The organism is Saccharothrix mutabilis subsp. mutabilis, from assembly GCF_039521145.1.
In the GTDB taxonomy this organism is placed as follows: Bacteria; Actinomycetota; Actinomycetes; order Mycobacteriales; family Pseudonocardiaceae; genus Actinosynnema; species Actinosynnema mutabilis.
This window is the reverse complement of sequence record NZ_BAAABU010000001.1, coordinates 819,945-837,840: the sequence shown is the minus strand read 5'-3', so window position 1 is coordinate 837,840 and position 17,896 is coordinate 819,945. Positions and strand designations below refer to the sequence as shown.

The 17,896-nt window shown below is 72.3% G+C and carries 15 protein-coding genes; 9 read left to right on the top strand and 6 right to left on the bottom strand.

The annotated features are described in order from the left end of the window. Nucleotides 1-45 precede the first annotated feature (45 nt). From ABD126_RS03670 to prcA, 5 genes are all read left to right on the top strand, one after another. Entirely contained in the window at nt 46-2,511 is a 2,466-nt protein-coding gene (locus ABD126_RS03670; protein WP_343932148.1) for an FtsX-like permease family protein, read from the top strand. A 53-nt stretch (nt 2,512-2,564) separates the two neighbouring features. Then, nucleotides 2,565-4,058, top strand: coding sequence for a depupylase/deamidase Dop (gene dop, locus ABD126_RS03665; RefSeq protein WP_343932146.1), 1,494 nt, complete (start codon nt 2,565-2,567; stop codon nt 4,056-4,058). An 84-nt stretch (nt 4,059-4,142) separates the two neighbouring features. After that, nucleotides 4,143-4,337: a ubiquitin-like protein Pup gene (locus ABD126_RS03660; protein WP_121219177.1), complete on the top strand. Its 195-nt coding sequence runs from the start codon at nt 4,143-4,145 to the stop codon at nt 4,335-4,337. 34 nt (nt 4,338-4,371) lie between these two features. Continuing rightward, entirely contained in the window at nt 4,372-5,223 is an 852-nt protein-coding gene (gene prcB, locus ABD126_RS03655) for a proteasome subunit beta (RefSeq protein ID WP_343932145.1), read from the top strand. A 40-nt stretch (nt 5,224-5,263) separates the two neighbouring features. Then, on the top strand, nt 5,264-6,055 hold the full coding sequence (gene prcA / locus ABD126_RS03650; RefSeq protein ID WP_343932143.1) for a proteasome subunit alpha: 792 nt from the start codon (nt 5,264-5,266) through the stop codon (nt 6,053-6,055). A gap of 765 nt (nt 6,056-6,820) precedes the next feature. Here prcA and ABD126_RS03645 read toward each other — a convergent pair. The 6 genes from ABD126_RS03645 to ABD126_RS03620 all read right to left on the bottom strand — a co-directional run bounded on the left by ABD126_RS03645 (nt 6,821) and on the right by ABD126_RS03620 (nt 13,863). Beyond that, entirely contained in the window at nt 6,821-8,362 is a 1,542-nt protein-coding gene (locus ABD126_RS03645; RefSeq protein ID WP_343932142.1) for a glycerol-3-phosphate dehydrogenase/oxidase, read from the bottom strand. Then, nucleotides 8,355-9,860 carry a glycerol kinase GlpK gene (glpK, locus tag ABD126_RS03640; protein ID WP_343932141.1) on the bottom strand — a complete coding sequence of 502 codons (1,506 nt, stop codon included), beginning with the start codon at nt 9,858-9,860 and terminating at the stop codon, nt 8,355-8,357. The genes ABD126_RS03645 and glpK overlap by 8 nt, the downstream gene beginning before the upstream one ends. 11 nt (nt 9,861-9,871) lie before the next feature. Further along, on the bottom strand, nt 9,872-10,582 hold the full coding sequence (locus ABD126_RS03635) for an MIP/aquaporin family protein (RefSeq protein ID WP_343932139.1): 711 nt from the start codon (nt 10,580-10,582) through the stop codon (nt 9,872-9,874). 103 nt (nt 10,583-10,685) lie between these two features. Then, entirely contained in the window at nt 10,686-11,447 is a 762-nt protein-coding gene (locus ABD126_RS03630; protein WP_343932138.1) for an IclR family transcriptional regulator, read from the bottom strand. 48 nt (nt 11,448-11,495) lie between these two features. Beyond that, on the bottom strand, nt 11,496-12,392 hold the full coding sequence (locus tag ABD126_RS03625) for a bifunctional helix-turn-helix transcriptional regulator/GNAT family N-acetyltransferase (protein WP_343932137.1): 897 nt from the start codon (nt 12,390-12,392) through the stop codon (nt 11,496-11,498). Between the two features lie 46 nt (nt 12,393-12,438). After that, nucleotides 12,439-13,863 (bottom strand): bifunctional phosphatase PAP2/diacylglycerol kinase family protein, encoded by a 1,425-nt coding sequence (locus ABD126_RS03620; protein ID WP_425542722.1) that lies wholly within the window; start codon nt 13,861-13,863, stop codon nt 12,439-12,441. A gap of 80 nt (nt 13,864-13,943) precedes the next feature. On the opposite strand from ABD126_RS03620, the gene pafA reads away from it, so the two are divergent. The 4 genes from pafA (at nt 13,944) to ABD126_RS03600 (ending at nt 17,876) form a co-directional block, all read left to right on the top strand. Then, the gene (pafA, locus tag ABD126_RS03615) at nt 13,944-15,302 is read left to right on the top strand and encodes a Pup--protein ligase (RefSeq protein ID WP_121219152.1); all 1,359 of its coding nucleotides are present in this window, start codon (nt 13,944-13,946) and stop codon (nt 15,300-15,302) included. A gap of 41 nt (nt 15,303-15,343) precedes the next feature. Continuing rightward, a complete protein-coding gene (locus ABD126_RS03610) occupies nt 15,344-16,363 on the top strand; it encodes a WD40/YVTN/BNR-like repeat-containing protein (RefSeq protein WP_343932136.1) in 1,020 nt (339 codons plus the stop codon). 75 nt (nt 16,364-16,438) lie between these two features. After that, nucleotides 16,439-17,005, top strand: coding sequence for an ArsR/SmtB family transcription factor (locus ABD126_RS03605; RefSeq protein ID WP_343932135.1), 567 nt, complete (start codon nt 16,439-16,441; stop codon nt 17,003-17,005). After that, entirely contained in the window at nt 16,998-17,876 is an 879-nt protein-coding gene (locus ABD126_RS03600; RefSeq protein ID WP_343932134.1) for an SRPBCC domain-containing protein, read from the top strand. The genes ABD126_RS03605 and ABD126_RS03600 overlap by 8 nt, the downstream gene beginning before the upstream one ends. Nucleotides 17,877-17,896: the final 20 nt, after the last annotated feature.

Below are 17,896 nucleotides of genomic sequence, written 5' to 3'. Positions count from 1 at the left end.
GCCGAGCCGCGCGCCGGAGGCGCGCCATTGAACACAGGAGGAGTTGTGCCCACATCCCTGCGGCTCGCTGTCGCCGAGTTCCGCGCTCGGCCGGGGCGCGCCGTGCTGCCGGGTATCGCGCTGGTCGTCGGCGTCGCCTGCCTGCTGGCGTCCCTGATGCTCAGCGACGCCATGAACCGCGCCGTCAACGACGGGTCGCCGGTAGTGCCGCCCGACGTGGACCTGGTGGTCCGCACGGTGCCCTACGAGCGCGCGGTGCTCGACCAGTCGGTGGCGGACAAGGTGGCGGCGGTGCCGGGGGTGCGGCAGGTCCTGCCGGCCCGCGTGCTGGAGACGGACCTGCTGCTCCAGGACGGTCGGGCGAGCGAGCGGCGGACCCGGGCGGACGTCGAGGTGGACCGCGACGGGTTGCGCCGGGTGCCGATCCTGGACGGCCGTTCGCCCGCCCGCGACGGCGAGATCGCGATCGACCGCGTCACCGCCTACCAGCGCGGACTGCGACCGGGCGCGTCGGTGAAGATGGCCGACGCCGCCGGCAAGCCCGTCGACGTGGTGGTCCGGGGCATCACCAAGCGCGGCGCGACCGGTGACGAACCCCGGATCGTGGTCGGCGAGGGCCTCGCGGCGCGGCTCGGCGGTACGCCGGACTTCCTGTCGCTGCACGTCGTCGGAGGTGACGCGGCGGCGATCGCGCAGGCGTTGGGCGAGGGGTACCGGGTGGACCCGGCGGCGTCCGTGCGGGTCGAACCGCTCGACGACGAGCTGGCCGTGGTGTTCCTGCCGTTCAGCATCCTGGCCCTGGCGACCTCGGTGTTCGTGGCGTCGGCGACGTTCCGCGCGGTCTACGCGCAGCGGCAGCGGCACACCGCCCTGCTGCGCTGCCTGGGCGCCCACCGGGGACCCCTGGTCTGGGCGAACCTGTTGGAAGCGCTGCTGACCGGGGCCGTGGCGGGCGCGCTGGGCGCGGTGCTGGGCGGCACGGTGGCGTGGCTGCTGGCGCGGCTGTTCGACGCCACGGGGCTGTCCGCGCTGCTGGGCGCGGTGGAGTTGAGCCCGCCGCTGCTGCCGACGGTGGGGCAGCTGGTGCTGGGCGTGTCGGTGGCGGCCGTGCTCAGCGCGTTCGCCGCGGTCCGGCCGTCGCTGGCCGCCGCGCGGATCTCGCCGCTGGCCGCGTTGCGCACGTCCGAGGGGCAGACGCCGGACCGGGCCGTGGTGCGCCGCCGCCGGGTGTTCGGCGTGGTCCTGGTCGGGGCGGCGGCCGTGATGGCCGTGCTCGGCGTGCTGGCCAAGGGGTCCATGGCGGCGATCTTCCTGATCCTGTTCTCCGGCATCGCCGCCGTCGCGGGGCTGTTCGGGGTGCTCGGGCCGGTCGTGGTGCCCGGTCTGGGGCGGATCTTCGGGTCGGTGGCGAGCCGGTTCGGCGGCGCGCAGTGGAAGCTCGCGGCGGCCGAGGTGCGGCGGGTGCCGCAGCGGTCGGCGTCGGTGGCGATGCCGTTGCTGCTGGCCGCCGCGATGGTCACCTACTTCGCCGTCACGGTCGGCTCCGCGCAGCGCCTGGAGGACGAGTTCAGCAACGAGCCCCGGCCGGACGCGGTGGTCGTGGACTCCGGCGGACGGGCCCTGGACGCGCGCGCGGCGGCGGCGGTGAACCGGCCCGAGGTGGCGGGCAGCGTCGTCCTGCACACCGCCCGGGGGAGCCAGGTGGACGAGGAGGGCGAGGCGTTCCCGACCACGGTCGCGGGAGCCGACCCCGAGCAGGTGCGGGCGTTCCTGGGCGGTCGGGCCGACGACTTCCGGCCCGGGACGGTGCTGCTGGACGAGTTCACCGCGCGCGAACTCGGCGCGGTGGTCGGGCAGCCGGTCACCCTCGACGGCCTGCCCGGTGGCGCGCGCACGGCCACGGTCGTGGGCACCGTGCCCGGCACGCTGGTCGACCACGTGGACGCGATCATCGCCGACACGACCCTCGCGCCCGCCTCGCGCGTCCTGGTGAAGCTGCGCCCCGGCGCCGACCCTGCCGCGTTCCAGAGCGCCGTGCGGGCCGGTCTGAAGGACGCCCCGACCGTTCTCGTGAACACCAAAGCCGAAGCGAACGCGCAGAACCAGCACTACATGGATCTGGGAATCCTGATGCTGATGGTGTTGCTGGGACTTTCTGTGGCGGTCGCCGTGACCGGCATCGGCACCGCGCTCACGATCTCCGTGCAGGAGCGGCGCAAGGAGATGGCGCTGCGGCGGGCGCTGGGCGTGACCAGGGGCGGCCTCCAGGGCGGCGTGCTGGCCGAGGCGGTGCTGTTGGCGCTGGTCGGAGTGCTCGGCGGGGGCATCTTCGGACTGGTGTACGCGGAGCTGACGCTGTTGGCGTTCGGGGTGTTCGCCTGGCCCACCGCCTCGCTGGTCCCGCTGCTGGTCGGCGGCCTGGGCGTGGTCGTGCTGGCCGTGCTCGCGGCCTTCGGCCCGGCCCGCGGCGCGTCCCGGATCCGGCCGGCGGCCGGTCTGGCCGCAGGGTGAAACGCGACGCCGGCACACACGCAATGTCGGTGGCACGTCGTAGGCTGCGGGGTATGCGGCGGATCATGGGAACCGAAGTCGAGTACGGCATCGCGGTGCCGGGTGACGCGACCGCCAACCCGGTCCTGACCTCGACACAGGTGGTGCTGGCCTACGCGGCCGCCGCCGACGTGCCGCGGGCGCGCCGGGCGCGCTGGGACTACGAGGTGGAGTCGCCGCTGCGCGACGCGCGCGGTTTCGACCTCGGCGCGCCCGGCGGCCACCCCGGCGACAGCGACGTGGAGGACCTCGGGGCCGCCAACGTCATCCTCACCAACGGCGCCCGGCTCTACGTCGACCACGCCCACCCCGAGTACTCCGCGCCCGAGGTCACCAACGCGCGCGACGCGGTGATCTGGGACAAGGCGGGGGAGCGGGTGATGGAGGAGGCCGCCATGCGCGCCGCCACCGTCCCCGGCCAGCCCCGCCTGCAGCTCTACAAGAACAACGTCGACGGCAAGGGCGCCAGCTACGGCACCCACGAGAACTACCTGATGCAGCGCAGCACCCCGTTCACCGCCGTGATCGCGGGGCTCACGCCGTTCTTCGTGTCCCGCCAGGTCGTGGTGGGCTCCGGGCGGGTCGGCATCGGCCCGTCCGGCGAGGAGGCGGGCTTCCAGCTGTCCCAGCGCTCGGACTACATCGAGGTCGAGGTCGGCCTGGAGACCACGCTCAAGCGCGGCATCATCAACACCCGCGACGAGCCGCACGCCGACGCCGACAAGTACCGGCGGCTGCACGTCATCATCGGCGACGCGAACCTGGCCGAGTACTCCACCTACCTCAAGGTCGGCACCACCTCGCTGGTGCTGGACATGATCGAGGCCGGCCGCCGGTTCGACGACCTGCGGCTGCACGACCCGGTGCGGGCCGTGCACCAGATCAGCCACGACCCGACGCTCAAGACACGGGTGGAGCTGGCCGGCGGGCGCAAGTTCACCGGATTGGACCTGCAGTACGCCTACTTCGAGCGCGCCTCGGAGTTCATCGAGAAGGAGGGCGCCGGCGACCGCGAGGTGCTGCGCGTGTGGGGCGAGGTGCTCGACGCGCTGGCCCGCGACCCGCAGGAGTGCGCCGACCGGCTCGACTGGCCCGCCAAGCTGCGCCTGCTGGAGGGCTACCGGGCGCGCGACGGCCTGGCCTGGGGCTCGCCCCGGCTGCACCTGGTCGACCTGCAGTACTCCGACGTGCGGCTGGACAAGGGCCTCTACAACCGGCTGGTCGCCCGCGGCTCGATGAAACGCCTGGTCAGCGAGGAGGAGGTGCGTGCCGCGGTGCTCGCGCCGCCGGAGGACACCCGCGCCTACTTCCGCGGCCGGTGCCTGGAGCGCTACCCCACCTCGGTGGCGGCGGCGTCCTGGGACTCCGTGATCTTCGACCTCGGGCGCGAGTCACTGGTCCGGATCCCCACCCTCGAACCCCTGCGCGGCACGAAAGCACACGTCGGGGCGTTGTTGGAGGCGTCGGACACCGCCGAGCAGCTCGTGGAGGCGCTCACCCGCGGTTGATCGACAAACCCGAGTGGCAGGCTTCAAATGTCGGACCTGGTGGGTAATGTTGACCGCAAGGACCGGAGAAACGGGGAGGTCGACATGGCCCAGGAACAGGTCCAGAAGCAGGGCGGCGGCGACGGTGACGACGGCGCCGACGGCGCTGCCGCCGCCGGCCAGGAGCGTCGCGAGAAGCTCGGCGAGGACGTGGACGCCATCCTCGACGAGATCGACGACGTCCTGGAGGAGAACGCCGAGGACTTCGTCCGCGCGTACGTGCAAAAGGGCGGCGAGTAGCAGCCAACTGCGGATCTAGGAGAAAAACGCACCTATGGACCACAGCTCGACCGGGCACTACCCGGCCGCGTCGCTGCCCCCGGCCTACCTCCGGCCGGGGTCGTCGTCGTTCACCGACTTCCTGCGCGCCCAAGCCCCCGAACTGCTGCCGTCCGCGCGGCACTACCCGGAGGGCGCGGTCGTGCAGGCGCCGCACGGCACCACGATCGTGGCGCTGACGTTCAAGGGCGGCGTGGTGATCGCGGGCGACCGGCGCGCCACGATGGGCAACATGATCGCCCAGCGCGACATGAAGAAGGTCTTCGTCACCGACGACTACTCGGCGGTGGGCATCGCGGGCACGGCGGGCATCGCGGTCGAGATCGTCCGGCTCTTCGCGGTCGAGCTGCGGCACTACGAGAAGATCGAGGGCGTCTCGCTGTCGCTGGACGGCAAGGCCAACCGGCTCTCGGCGATGATCAAGGGCAACCTCGACGCGGCGCTGGCGGGCCTGGCGGTCGTGCCGCTGTTCGCGGGCTTCGACACCGACGCGCCCGACCCCGAGCGCGCCGGCCGGATCGTGTCCTACGACGTGACCGGCGGCCGGTACGAGGAGACCCAGGGCTACGCGGCCGTCGGGTCGGGCTCGGTGTTCGCGAAGTCGTCGCTGAAGAAGCTCTACGACCCGGACGCGGAGGCCCAGGCGGCCGTGCGCACCGCGGTCGAGTCGCTCTACGACGCGGCCGACGACGACTCGGGCACCGGCGGGCCGGACCTGATCCGGAAGATCTACCCGGTGATCGTGACGATCACGGGCGCCGAGGGCGCGGTGCAACTGTCCGAGGCGGAGACCGCCGCGCACGCCGAGGCCGTCATCGAGGGCCGCCGCTCCAGCCCCACCGGCTGAGCACCCCGTCCCATCCGCCGAGCTTGTAGGAGCCGCAGCAGTGACCCTGCCGTTGTACGCCTCACCCGAGCAGATCCTCCGGGACCGCTCGGAGTACGCCCGGAAAGGCATCGCCCGTGGCCGCAGCGTGGTCGTGCTGCGCTACGCCGACGGCGTCCTGTTCGTGGCGGAGAACCCGTCCGCGACCCTCCACAAGGTCTCCGAGATCTACGACCGGATCGGCTTCGCGGCCGTGGGCCGGTACAGCGAGTTCGAGAACCTGCGCCAGGCGGGGATCCGCTTCGCCGACATCCGCGGTTACCAGAACGACCCGCGCGACGTGACGGGCCGGTCGCTGGCGAACGTGTACGCGCAGACCCTCGGCTCGGTGTTCAGCGAGCAGATCAAGCCGCTGGAGGTGGAGATCTGCGTGGCCGAGGTCGGCACGGAGCCGGACGAGGACACCCTGTACCGCCTGACCTACGACGGTTCGATCGTGGAGGAGCCGCAGTACGTCGTGATGGGCGGCCAGGCCGAGGCGACCGGCAACGCCCTGAAGGACGCCTACGCGGAGAACCTGCCGCTGGCCGAGGCCGTGCAGGTGGCGGTGAAGGCCCTGAGCACGGGCAGCACCAGCACCGGCAACGGCAAGCCGGACCTGCTCGACCAGCCGAAACTGGAGGTGGCGGTCCTGGAACGCAACCGCCCCCGCCGAGCCTTCCGCCGCATCAAGGGCGCGGCCCTGACCCCACTCCTCCCGTCGGAGGCGACCCCGGCCGCTCCCGCCAAGGGTGGGGGCAAGAAGAAGCCGGTGACCGACGTGCAGTTGCCGCCGAACGGCGACGAGAAGTAGCGCGCGTGGTTCGAGCGAGCCCCGGTGAAGGCCCCCGATCTTCGGGGGCCTTCACCGTCTCCCGGACGAATCACCCGAAGGAGTGATGGTTCTGTAACGGTGTTTCGGACGACTCGCGCGTCGCAGTGACAAAGGAGCGCGGCGCGGCTGCCCCATCGAGCCACGGCCACGACGACGCTGGGCCTGAGCCACCTCCGGACCCGAGCCACCTCCGGACCCGAGCCACCTCCGAGACCGAGACGACCTCCGGGACCGAGCCAGCTCGGGGTTCGAACCGACGAACCTCGCCACCGCCGCCGCCTTAACCTTGCCCGACTCAAGCCCCGCCCACCCGGCCAAGCCGCCGACCCGCTGAAGCCGCCGACCCGCTGAACCCGCCGACCCGCTGAAGCCGCCGACCCGCTGAAGCCGCCGACCCGCTGAAGCCGCCGACCCGCTGAAGCCGCCGCGCCGCCCGCCAGCACCATCGCGCCGCCCGCCGCCGCCTGCCGCCCGCCCGAGCGCTCACGCCGCTCGCGACGCCGCCGCAGCGAAGCCTTCGCGCCCGCCGAGCCGAGCATCCGCCCAGAGCCGCCGGACCGCCCAGAGCCGCCGTGCTGCGCCGAGTTGCCGGGCTGCGCCGAGCCGCCGTGGTCACGCCCGGGTCGCCGCCGGCGAGCGTCGCGCCGAGACGTTCGGCCCGAATCCCGACCCGCCGACCCGTGCCCACGCGCACGGACGGGAGGTCCGGCGCCGCAGCCGGACCTCCCGTATGCGGGTCGTGGGTCAGGCGGTTGCCTGGGACAGCAGTTCGCCGGTGCGTTCCCGTACCGACGGCGTGTCCAGGCCCCGGACCACGACCGTGGTCCGTCGGCGGAGGACGTCGTCGACCTCGGTGGCCCACTCGTAGCGGCTCGCGTGGGCCACCTGGGCCCAGATGTCCGGGCCGTCCGGGTGGACGCGGTCCAGGAGGGTCGGGTCTTCCAGGGCCAGTGCCAGGACCTCGTGGCTGACGGTTCCGTAGTGCGTGGCCAGGTGTTTGACCACGTCGTCGGGCAGGGTCGGGAGTTCGCGTTCCAGCACGGCGCCCACGCGGTCGGGGAGGGCGGCGCCCGGGAGGGCCGACGGGACGCCGTCGAAGGCGTGGCTCAGGTCGCGGCCCAGGGCCTCGCCCACGCGGGCCAGGACGGAGCCGCCGATGCGGCGGAACGTCGTCCACTTCCCGCCGGCCACGCTGATCATGCCGCCGCGGCCGGCGGTGATGACCGTTTCGCGCTTGGCGTGGCTGGTGTCGCCCGCCCCGCCCGGCAGCACCCGCAGACCGGCGAAGGTGTACGCCAGCTTCGAGCGGTCCAGGGCCTCGGAGCGGATGCCGGTGGACGCCTCGCCCAGGATCTGGCTGATGTCCTGCTCCGAGCACGCCACGTCGGCCGGGTCGCCCTCGTACGCCTCGTCCGTGGTGCCCAACAGCAACTGACCCTCCCACGGGATCGCGAACGACACGCGCACGTCGTCCACCGGGATGGTCATGGCCGCACGCCACGGCGTGTCGGTCTTCAGCACCAGGTGCGCGCCCTTGGACAGGCGGATGCTCGGCGCGGCCGTCGGGTCCTCCATGCGGCGCAGTTTGTCCAGCCACGGGCCGGTCGCGTTGACGACCACCGTCGCGTCCACGCCGAAGGACGAGCCGTCGAGGCGGTCGCGCAGTTCCACGCCGGAGACGAGCGAGCCGCGTTTGCGCAGGCCCACCACCTCGACGTGGTTCAGCAGGACGGCACCCGCCTCGGCCGCCGCACGCGCCGCGGTGATGGCCACGCGGCTGTCGTTCATCTGGTGGTCGTAGTACAGGGCCGCGCCGCGCAGCCCCTCGGTCCGGAGCTGCGGGACGTACTCCTGCGCCCGCCGCGCCGACAGGACCTTGCCCATGCCGTCGCCGAACCCGGACAGCGCCGAGTACAGCATCACCCCCGCGCCCAGGACGGGCCGCGAGTGCGGCCCGCCCCGGTACACCGGCACCAGGAACGGCAGCGGCCGGACCAGGTGCGGCGCGAGCCGGTCACCCAGCGCGCGTCGTTCGGCGTGGTTCTCGCGCACCATCGGCACCGCGCTCGGCCCCATGGCCAGGTAGCGCAACCCGCCGTGCACGAGCTTGGACGACGCGCTGGAGGTGGCGCCGGCGAAGTCACCGGCCTCCACCAGCGCCACCCGCAGGCCCGACCGGGCCGCCGCCCACGTCGTGGCGATGCCCAGGGCACCACCACCGATCACGACCAGGTCGAAGGCGCCGTGTCCCAGCGCCTCGCGTGCCCTGGCCCGTTGCTCACTCATCGTTGTCGTCCTCGTCAATCCAGCCGACGGTCCGCTCGACCGCCTTCTTCCACTTGCGGTATCCCTTGTCCCTGGTCTTCGGGTCCATGGACGGCAGCCACTCGGCGGCCTTGTGCCAGTTCTCCCGCAGCGACTCGGTGTCCGACCAGTAGCCGACCGCCAGGCCGGCCGCGTAGGCGGCGCCCAGGCAGGTGGTCTCGGCGATGATCGGCCGCACCACGGGCACGTCCAGGACGTCGGCCAGGAAACCCATGAGCAGGTTGTTGGCGGTCATGCCGCCGTCGACCTTCAGCGTCGTCAACTCCACGCCGGAGTCGGCGTTCATCGCGTCCACGACCTCGCGGGTCTGCCACGCGGTGGCCTCCAGCACGGCGCGCGCGATGTGGCCCTTGTCGATGTAGCCGGTCAGGCCGGCGATGACGCCGCGCGCGTCGGAGCGCCAGTGCGGCGCGAACAGGCCGGAGAACGCGGGCACGAAGTACGCGCCGCCGTTGTCCTCGACCGACCGGGCCAGCGTCTCGATCTCGGGGGCGGAGGAGATCAGGCCCATCTTGTCGCGGAACCACTGCACCAGCGCGCCGGTCACCGCGATCGCGCCCTCCAGCGCGTAGGACGCGGGCTGGTCGCCGATCTTGTAGCCGACCGTGGTGAGCAGGCCGTTCTGCGACAGGATCGGCTTGTCACCGGTGTTGACCAGCAGGAAGCTGCCGGTGCCGTAGGTGCACTTGCCCTCGCCGGGCGCGTAGCAGGTCTGGCCGAACAGCGCCGCCTGCTGGTCGCCCAGCGCGGAGGCCACCGGGACGCCCTCCAGGGTGCCGGTCGCGTGGCCGTAGACCTCGGCGGAGGAGCGGATCTCGGGCAGCATCGCGCGCGGCACGCCGATCGCGTCGACCAGTTCGTCGTCCCAGTCGAGCGTTTGGAGGTTCATCAGCATGGTGCGGCTGGCGTTGGTCACGTCGGTGACGTGCCGGCCGGTGAGCTTCCAGATCAGCCAGGTGTCGATGGTGCCGAACAGCACCTCGCCCCGCTCGGCGCGCTCGCGCAGGCCGTCGACGTGGTCGAGCAGCCAGCGGACCTTCGGGCCGGAGAAGTAGGTGGCCAGCGGCAGGCCGCACTTGTCGCGGAACCGGTTCTGCTCGCCCAGTTCCTTGACCAGCTGGTCGGTGCGGGTGTCCTGCCAGACGATCGCGTTGTGCACCGGCACGCCGGTGGCCTTGTCCCACACGACGGTGGTCTCGCGCTGGTTGGTGATGCCGACCGCGGCGAGGTCGTGGACGGTCAGCGACGCCTTCTGGAGGGCGCCGTGCACCACGTCGAGCACGTTGGCCCAGATCTCCTCGGCGTCGTGCTCGACCCAGCCGGGCTTGGGGAAGATCTGCCGGTGCTCCTTCTGCGCCACGGAGACGATGCCGCCGCCGTGGTCGAAGACGATGCACCGGGAGGACGTGGTGCCCTGGTCGATTGCTGCCACGAAAGACTTGGCGGAGTTGCTGCTCACGGGGTTGCTCCTCAGAAGACGGCGATGTCGACCAGACCGGCAAATGCTCCACCGATCAGCGGACCAACGACGGGGATCCAGGCGTATCCCCAGTCCGATCCACCCTTTCCGGGGATCGGCAGGACGGCGTGCGCGATGCGGGGACCGAGGTCGCGCGCGGGGTTGATGGCGTACCCGGTGGGGCCGCCGAGGGACATGCCGATGCCGACCACGAGCAGCGCGACGATCAGCGCGCCGGTGCCCGAGGTGGACAGGCCCTTGGTCTGGCCGGTGGCCAGGATGACGAAGACCAGCACGAACGTCGCGATGATCTCGGTGAGCAGGTTCTGCGCGGTGTTGCGGATCTCGGGGCCGGTGGAGAAGATCCCGAGCACCTCGCCCTCGTTGGCGCGGAACTGGCCGAGGTAGGCCAGGTAGCACAGGACGGCGCCGACGAACGCGCCGAGGAACTGGGCGATGAGGTAGAGCGGGACGGTGGCCCAGTCGCCCGAGTGGATCGCGAGGCCCAGCGTGACGGCCGGGTTGAGGTGCGCGCCGGACAGGGGCGCGGTCGCGTAGGCCGCCGCCAGCACGGCGAAGCCCCAGCCGAACGTGATCACCACCCAGCCGGCCCCGTTGGACTTCGACCTCGCCAACACCACACCCGCCACCACGCCGTTGCCCAGCAGCAACAGCAGGGCGGTGCCCAGGAACTCCCCGATGAAGATCGACTGGTTGGTCATCCGCGCGCCCTCTCTGGCCTGAATGCCGTTCGACAATGTCGTACGGTGCGCGTGAATCCTGTGCCGACGCTCACAAGATGTCAACCCTCCGGAAACGACCGATTTACCAGGGGATGGCGCCCAGCTCGCGCGAGATGGACCGCGCGGCCTCCCGGACGAAGGAGACGAGCTCGGTGCGCGGCTGCCGGTCGGCGTCGCACAGCCGCTCGATCGGGCCGGAGATCCCCACCGCGCCGACGGTCACCGCCCGCCGGTCGCGGATGGGCGCCGCGAGCGACACCTCACCCTCGACCAGCTCCTCCACGTCGCACGCCCAGCCACGCTGCCTGACCTGCTCCAACGCGTCGCTGAGCCGGTCGAGGTCGGTGATCGTGGCCTTGGTGAACGCCTTCAGCGGCTCGTCGTCCACATGGCCCACGGGGTCGTTGGCGAGCAGCACCTTGCCCATCGCGCAGGCGTGCGCGGGCAGCAGGGCGCCGACTTCGAGGACCTGCCGGGAGTTGTCCGGGCGGAAGACGTGGTGCACGACCAGCACCTGGCCCTCGTGCAACGTGCCGATGCGGACGCTCTCCATGCTGCGGGCGGCCAGCGAGTCCGACCAGTTCAGCGCGCGGGTGCGCAGCTCGTTGCCGTCGAGGTAGCTGGAGCCGATGTGGAACAGCGCCGCGCCGAGCTGGTACTTGCCCGTGTCGGGGCTCTGCTCGACGAACCCGACCAGCTGCAACGTGCGCAGGATGCCGTGCACGGTGGGTTTGGGCAGCTCAAGGGCGCGGGCGAGTTCGCCGACCCCCATCCGACGCGCGCCACTGGCGAGCAGCCGCAGCACCGCGGCTGCCCGTTCGATGGACTGGATCGGACCGGGCACGAGATCACTGTAGCCCCAACCCGTTCGACCATGTCGAATTGGCGCGCGTCACAGGTCGAGCGCCCAGGTCTCCTCGACCACGTCCGCGCCCCACTTGCGGACCGGCCTCTCCGCGACCGGCGTGAAGCCCGCGCGCCGGTAGATGCCCTGCGCCACCGCCACGTCGGACACCGTCTCCAGCACGATCCGCCGGTACCCGGCGCGGCGGGCGAAGCGGACGCACTCCTCGACCAGGCGCTTGCCGATGCCCAAGCCCCGGGCCTGCGGTTCGACCAGCAGCAGGCGCAGTTGGGCGGTGTCCTCGGACGCCCGCACGCAGAAGATCGACCCGGCCGGCTCGCCGTCCACCTCGGCGATCCACGCCGCCTCGCGGTGCGGGTCGTGGTGCTCGGCGTAGTCGGCGACGACCCGCGCGACCAGCGCCTCGAACGTCCAGTCGTAGCCGTGCTCCTCCGCGTACCGGACCCCGTGCCGGTGCACGACCCAGCCCAGGTCGCCGGGCCGCGGCGGGCGCAGCAGGTACGCGCGGTCGGCCCCGGTGAGCAGGCGCCGGATGCGTCGCATCGCCCCGACCAGGGCCGTGCGGTCGGCGGGCGGGACGCGGTCGAGCAGCGCGCCGATCTCGGCGTTCGAACGGGCGTCGAGGTCGGTCAGCACGGCCCGGCCCGCGTCGGTCAGGCCCACGACCTGGCGGCGGGCGTCGCCGGGGGAGGCCGCGCGGGTGATCAGGCCCTCGCGGTCGAACCGGGCCAGGATGCGGCTCAGGTAGCCCGCGTCCAGGCCCAGCCCGGTGCGCAGCGCGGCCGTCTCGGCGGTGCCGGTGGACAGCTCGAACAGCACCCGGACCTCGGTCAGCGAGTACGGCGAGTCGAGGTAGGCGTTGTCGAGGATGCCGATCACGCCGGTGTAGAAGCGGTTGAACGCCCGAACGTCCGCGACCGTCATCCTTGACTCCCTCAACAGAACCGTTGACCGAGTCAAACGATAGCGGTCACGACCGGTAGACGGCCAGCGCCGCCGGGCGGGCGCGGAACTGGAACGTCGAACCGGTGGGCCCGACCTCGCCGTCCGTGGCGATCGCCACCGAGCCGTCCAGCACCCGCACGTCCAGCCAGCGCGTCTCCAGGTGCTTGTAGGTGCGGCTCTGGTTGAGCGACCCCAGCAGCGCCCCGAGGAAGAACCGCGCCCGCGAGAACCGGGTGTCCGCGCGGATGTACCGCACGTCCATCAACCCCCGGTCCAGCGCCGGGCGCATGGTCGGCGCGAACCCCTTCGGCCGGTACGGGCCGTTGCCCACGAACAACATCCACACCAGGTGCCGCTCGCCGTTGAGCTCCACGCGCAGCGGCCGGGACGTGCGCAGCACCTTGAACAGCGCGATCGCCGCCGCCGGCCACTTGCCCCAGCGGTCCTGGAGCTTGTCGCGCAGCCGCACCATGTCCGGGTAGCCGCCCAGCGACGCCGTGTTGACGAACCAGCGCGGACCCTCGCCGTCCACGGTCACCGCCGCCAGGTCGACCAGCACGCCGTCCCCGGCGGCCACGGCCCGCGCCGCGTCCTCCAGTCCGGTCGCGCCCACGTCGCGGGCGAAGTGGTTCAGCGTCCCGGCCGGGATCAGCACCAGCGGCAGCCGGTTGGCCGCCGCCACGGCCGCCACCGCCGCGACCGTCCCGTCCCCGCCCGCGACACCCAAGGCGCGCGGGCCGTAGTCGGCCACCACCGTGTCCAGCTCGTCCACCTCCACCACGCGGGCCTTGGGCCAGGTCCGCGCGATGTCCTCCGACGGGTCGCCGCCGAAGCCCGACGCCGGGTTGACCACCACGACCAGGCCCTCGCCGTCGATGAGCTGCTCCAGGGCGTGGTGCTCGCGCGCCGACGCCGCCTCGGTCTGCCCGATCGGCCACCAGCGCCTGGTCAGCAGGGCCGCGCCGGCGCCGATCAGGGCGCCCGCCGCCACGTCGGACGGCCAGTGCACCCCGGTGTGCACCCGCGAGTACGCCACCGCCGCCGCGACCGGCGCGACCACCGCGCCCAGCGCGGGCGACTCCATCGCGACCGCCGTGGTGAACGCCGCCGCCGACGCCGCGTGCCCGGACGGGAACGACGACGACGTGGGCCGCTTGGTCAGCCGGCGGTGCACCGGCAGCAGCTCGGCCGCCGGTCGGCGGCGCGGCAGCAGGCGCTTGGCGACCAGGCTCGCGCTGAAGCTCGCCCCCGCGATCGAGGCCACCCCACGCAGCCCCGCCCGCCGCGGCCGGCCCTTGCGCAGCGCGAGCACGCCGGCCACGCAGAGCCACAGGACGCTGTGGTTGGCGGCCTTCGAGAGTTTTTTCATCCCCCGATCGAGGGGGGACGGCCGCAGCCGCCCGCTGTGCCTCATCAGGGCCTCGTCCAGGCGGTTCACTCGTCGGAGCACACGAGAACGTTATCCGCGCAAACCGCGCGCCGCCCGATTGGATCACTGAGGAAACGGCTGAATGCGCCTACTGTTGAGGGATGCAGCGGCGGATCTTCGGCATTGAGACTGAGTTCGGGGTGACCTGCACCTTCCACGGGCAGCGCAGGCTGTCCCCGGATGAGGTCGCGCGGTATCTGTTCCGCCGGGTCGTCTCGTGGGGGCGTTCCTCGAACGTGTTCCTGCGCAACGGCTCTCGGCTCTACCTGGACGTGGGGTCGCACCCCGAGTACGCGACAGCGGAGTGCGACGACCTCGCCCAGCTGGTGACGCACGACAAGGCCGGCGAACGAATCCTCGAAGACCTGCTCGTCGACGCCGAGCGCAGGCTCGCCGACGAGGGCATCGGGGGCGACATCTTCCTGTTCAAGAACAACACCGACTCGGCCGGCAACTCCTACGGCTGCCACGAGAACTACCTGGTCGCCCGGGCCGGGGAGTTCTCGCGCATCGCCGACGTGCTGCTGCCGTTCCTGGTGACCAGGCAGCTCATCTGCGGCGCGGGCAAGGTGCTCCAGACCCCGCGCGGCGCCGTGTACTGCCTGTCCCAGCGCGCCGAGCACATCTGGGAGGGGGTGTCCAGTGCCACCACCCGGTCCCGACCGATCATCAACACCCGCGACGAGCCGCACGCCGACGCCGAGCGGTACCGCCGCCTGCACGTGATCGTCGGCGACTCGAACATGTCCGAGGTGACCACGCTGCTCAAGGTGGGCAGCGCGAACCTGGTCCTGGAGATGATCGAGCAGGGCGTGCAGTTCCGCGACTTCAGCCTGGACAACCCGATCCGCGCCATCCGCGAGATCAGCCACGACCTGACCGGGCGGCGCACGGTGCGCCTGGCGGGCGGCAAGGAGGCCTCGGCGCTGGACATCCAGCGCGAGTACTACGAGCGGGCCGTCGAGCACGTGGCCAAGCGGGCGCCGGACCCGATGGCCGAGCGCGTGCTGGAGCTGTGGGGTCGCACGCTGGACGCGGTCGAGGCGGAGGACCTGTCCAAGATCGACCGCGAGATCGACTGGGCCATCAAGTACCGCTTGATGGAGCGCTACCAGGCCAAGCACGACATGGACCTGTCCAACCCGCGCATCGCCCAGCTCGACCTCGCCTACCACGACATCCGGCGCGGCCGGGGCATCTTCGACCTGCTCCAGCGCAAGGGGCAGGTGGACCGGGTGACCGACGACGGCGAGATCGAGGCCGCCAAGGACACCCCGCCGCAGACGACGCGGGCCAAGCTGCGCGGTGACTTCATCGCCGCCGCGCAGGCCGCGGGCCGCGACTTCACCGTCGACTGGGTGCACCTCAAGCTCAACGACCAGGCGCAGCGGACCGTGCTGTGCAAGGACCCGTTCCGCGCGGTGGACGAGCGGGTGGAGCGGCTGATCTCCTCCCTCTAGCCCTAGCGGACCCGGAAGGCTCTTCGTGAGGCTCACACCTCATGAAGAGCCTTCTGCTTGTCGCCGCCGTGGCGGCGTCGCTGCTGGTGGCCCCGGTCGCTTCGGCTTCGTCGGGGTGGGAGTCGCGGCCGACCGGGGTGGACGCGCGGTTGCGCGGCCTGTCGGCGGTGTCGCCCCGGGTGGCGTGGGTCAGCGGCAGCGCGGGGACCGTGCTGCGGACGGTCGACGGTGGTGCCACCTGGGCGTCGGTGGGTCCGCCGGGAACCTCGGACCTGCAGTTCCGGGACGTGCAGGCGTTCGACGCGCGGCACGCCGTGGTGCTGTCGATCGGGCCGGGGGAGTCCTCGCGGATCTACCGGACGGTCGATGGCGGGGCCTCCTGGACCGAGACGTTCCGCAACACCGACCCGGCGGCGTTCTACGACTGCGTGGCGTTCTTCGACCGGTGGCGCGGGCTGGCGATGAGCGACCCGGTGGACGGGCGGTTCCGGGTGCAGCGGACGTTCGACGGCGGTCGGACGTGGTCGCAGGTGCCCGCGTCGAACTTCCCGCCGGCCCTGGCCGGGGAGGCGGGGTTCGCGGCGAGCGGGCAGTGCGTGGCGACCTCGGGCGGCCGGGACGCGTGGATCGCGACCGGCGGCGGGGCGTCGGCGCGGGTGCTGCACTCGTCGGACGGCGGGTGGCGGTGGACGGTGGCCGACACGCCGCTGCTCAGCTCGCCGTCGGCGGGGGTGTTCGCGGTGGCGTTCCGGGACCCGCGGCACGGGCTCGCGATCGGCGGCGACTACGCGAACCCGACGGGCGCGGTGGCGAACCTGGCTCGTTCGCGGGATGGCGGGCGGACGTGGTCGAGCGTGAGTGGGCCGGTCGGGTACCGGTCGGGGCTGGCGTGGCACGGGTCGTCGGTGATCGCGGTGGGGCCGACCGGGAGCGATGTGAGCCGGGATGGCGGGCGGACCTGGCGGAAGTTCGACGACGGCGGCTTCGACACCGTGGACTGCGCGGGCGTGTGCTGGGCGGCCGGTGAGAAGGGCCGGGTAGGGGTGCTGACCAGGGGATGATCCGGTGACCGCGGTGGCTGTCTTAGGGACGGCCCATTGACAAAAATATGCTGAACGTTCAAACTCGTTTTTGCGATGAGAGACGTCCTGTACCTGGAAGAGATCGAGCAGGCCGAGGCGCTGCTCAAGCCGCAGCGGGTCGAGGTGCTGCGGCTGTTGGCCGAGCCGAAGTCGTGCACCGAGGTGGCCGCCGTGCTGGACCAGACGCCGCAGCGGGTGCACTACCACGTCAAACGGCTGGTCGAGGCGGGGCTGGTGACGCAGGTGTCGGAGCGGAAGGTCCGCGGGGTCCACGAAGGGCTCTACCAGGCCGCCGCCCGCGCCTACTGGCTGTCGCCGGCGCTGGTCGGGCGGCTCGGGCTGCGGCGGACCCGGGACGAGCTCAGCCTGGGGTACCTGGTCGACCTCGCCGAGCAGGTGCAGGCCGACGTCGCCGCGCTCGACCGGTCGCGGCCGGAGCTGCCGTCGCTGGGCGTGTCCGGGGAGATCCGGGTGCGGCCCGAGCAGCGGGGGGAGTTCTTCGCCGAGCTGAAGACGACCCTGCAGGACCTGTTCAGCCGCTACGGCGGCGCGGAGGGCGACGCCTTCCGGCTGGCCGTGGCCTGCTACCCGACCCATTTCGAGGAGAACGAAGATGAGTGAGACCGTCACCCTGCGCGCCCGCGTCGACGTCCCGGCCGAGCGCGTGCACCGGGCCCTGACCTCCGCCGACGAGCTGCGCGTGTGGCTGGCCGAGCACGCCGAGGTGGACCTGCCCGGCCGGTACGCGTTCTGGGGGCGGTCCACCCCCGAGGGGGACGCGCCGCGCCAGACCCTGGAGCACGTGGACGACAAGTCCCTGCGCTTCACCTGGCACGTCGGCGGCCAGGACACCACCGTGGAGTTCACGTTGGCCGCCGACGGGACCGGGACCGTCGTCACGGTGTCGCAGAGCCACTTCCCCGGCTGGGCCGAGGCGGTGCAGGAGACCGGCGTGCTGGGCTGGCTCTACACCTACTGGGCGCTGAACCTGGCCAACCTCGCCGAGCACCTCGAAGGCCGCGAGCTGACCCCCAAGGCCGACTTCACCACCACCGACATGCGCGCCGCGGTCGAGATCGCCGCCTCGAAGGAGGCCGTCTACCGGGCATTGGTGGACGCGGAGGAGTACTCCAAGTGGTTCGGCGCGAAGATCGACATCGAGGCGTGGGTCGGCGGCCGGGTCGCCATGGGCGGCCTGGAGAACAACCCCCAGCCGGGCAAGGTGCTCGACCTCGCCGAGAACGAGCGGATGACCGTCGACTGGGGCGACGACGTCGTCAGCACGTGGGAGCTGGCCGAGTCCGGCGGCAGGACCACGCTGACGTTCGTGCAGAGCGGGTTCGTCGACGGGCGCGCCCCGTACGGGGCGTGGCTGGGCTGGCTGTCCGGGGTGGCGGAGCTGCGCCGCTACCTGGAGCTGCCCGACTGGCGGCCGATCTGGCTGCAGCCCGAGGTGCCCGGCCTGCCCGAGGGGATGCTCACCGGCGAGTGAGCCGGCGGGTGGGCGGCGTG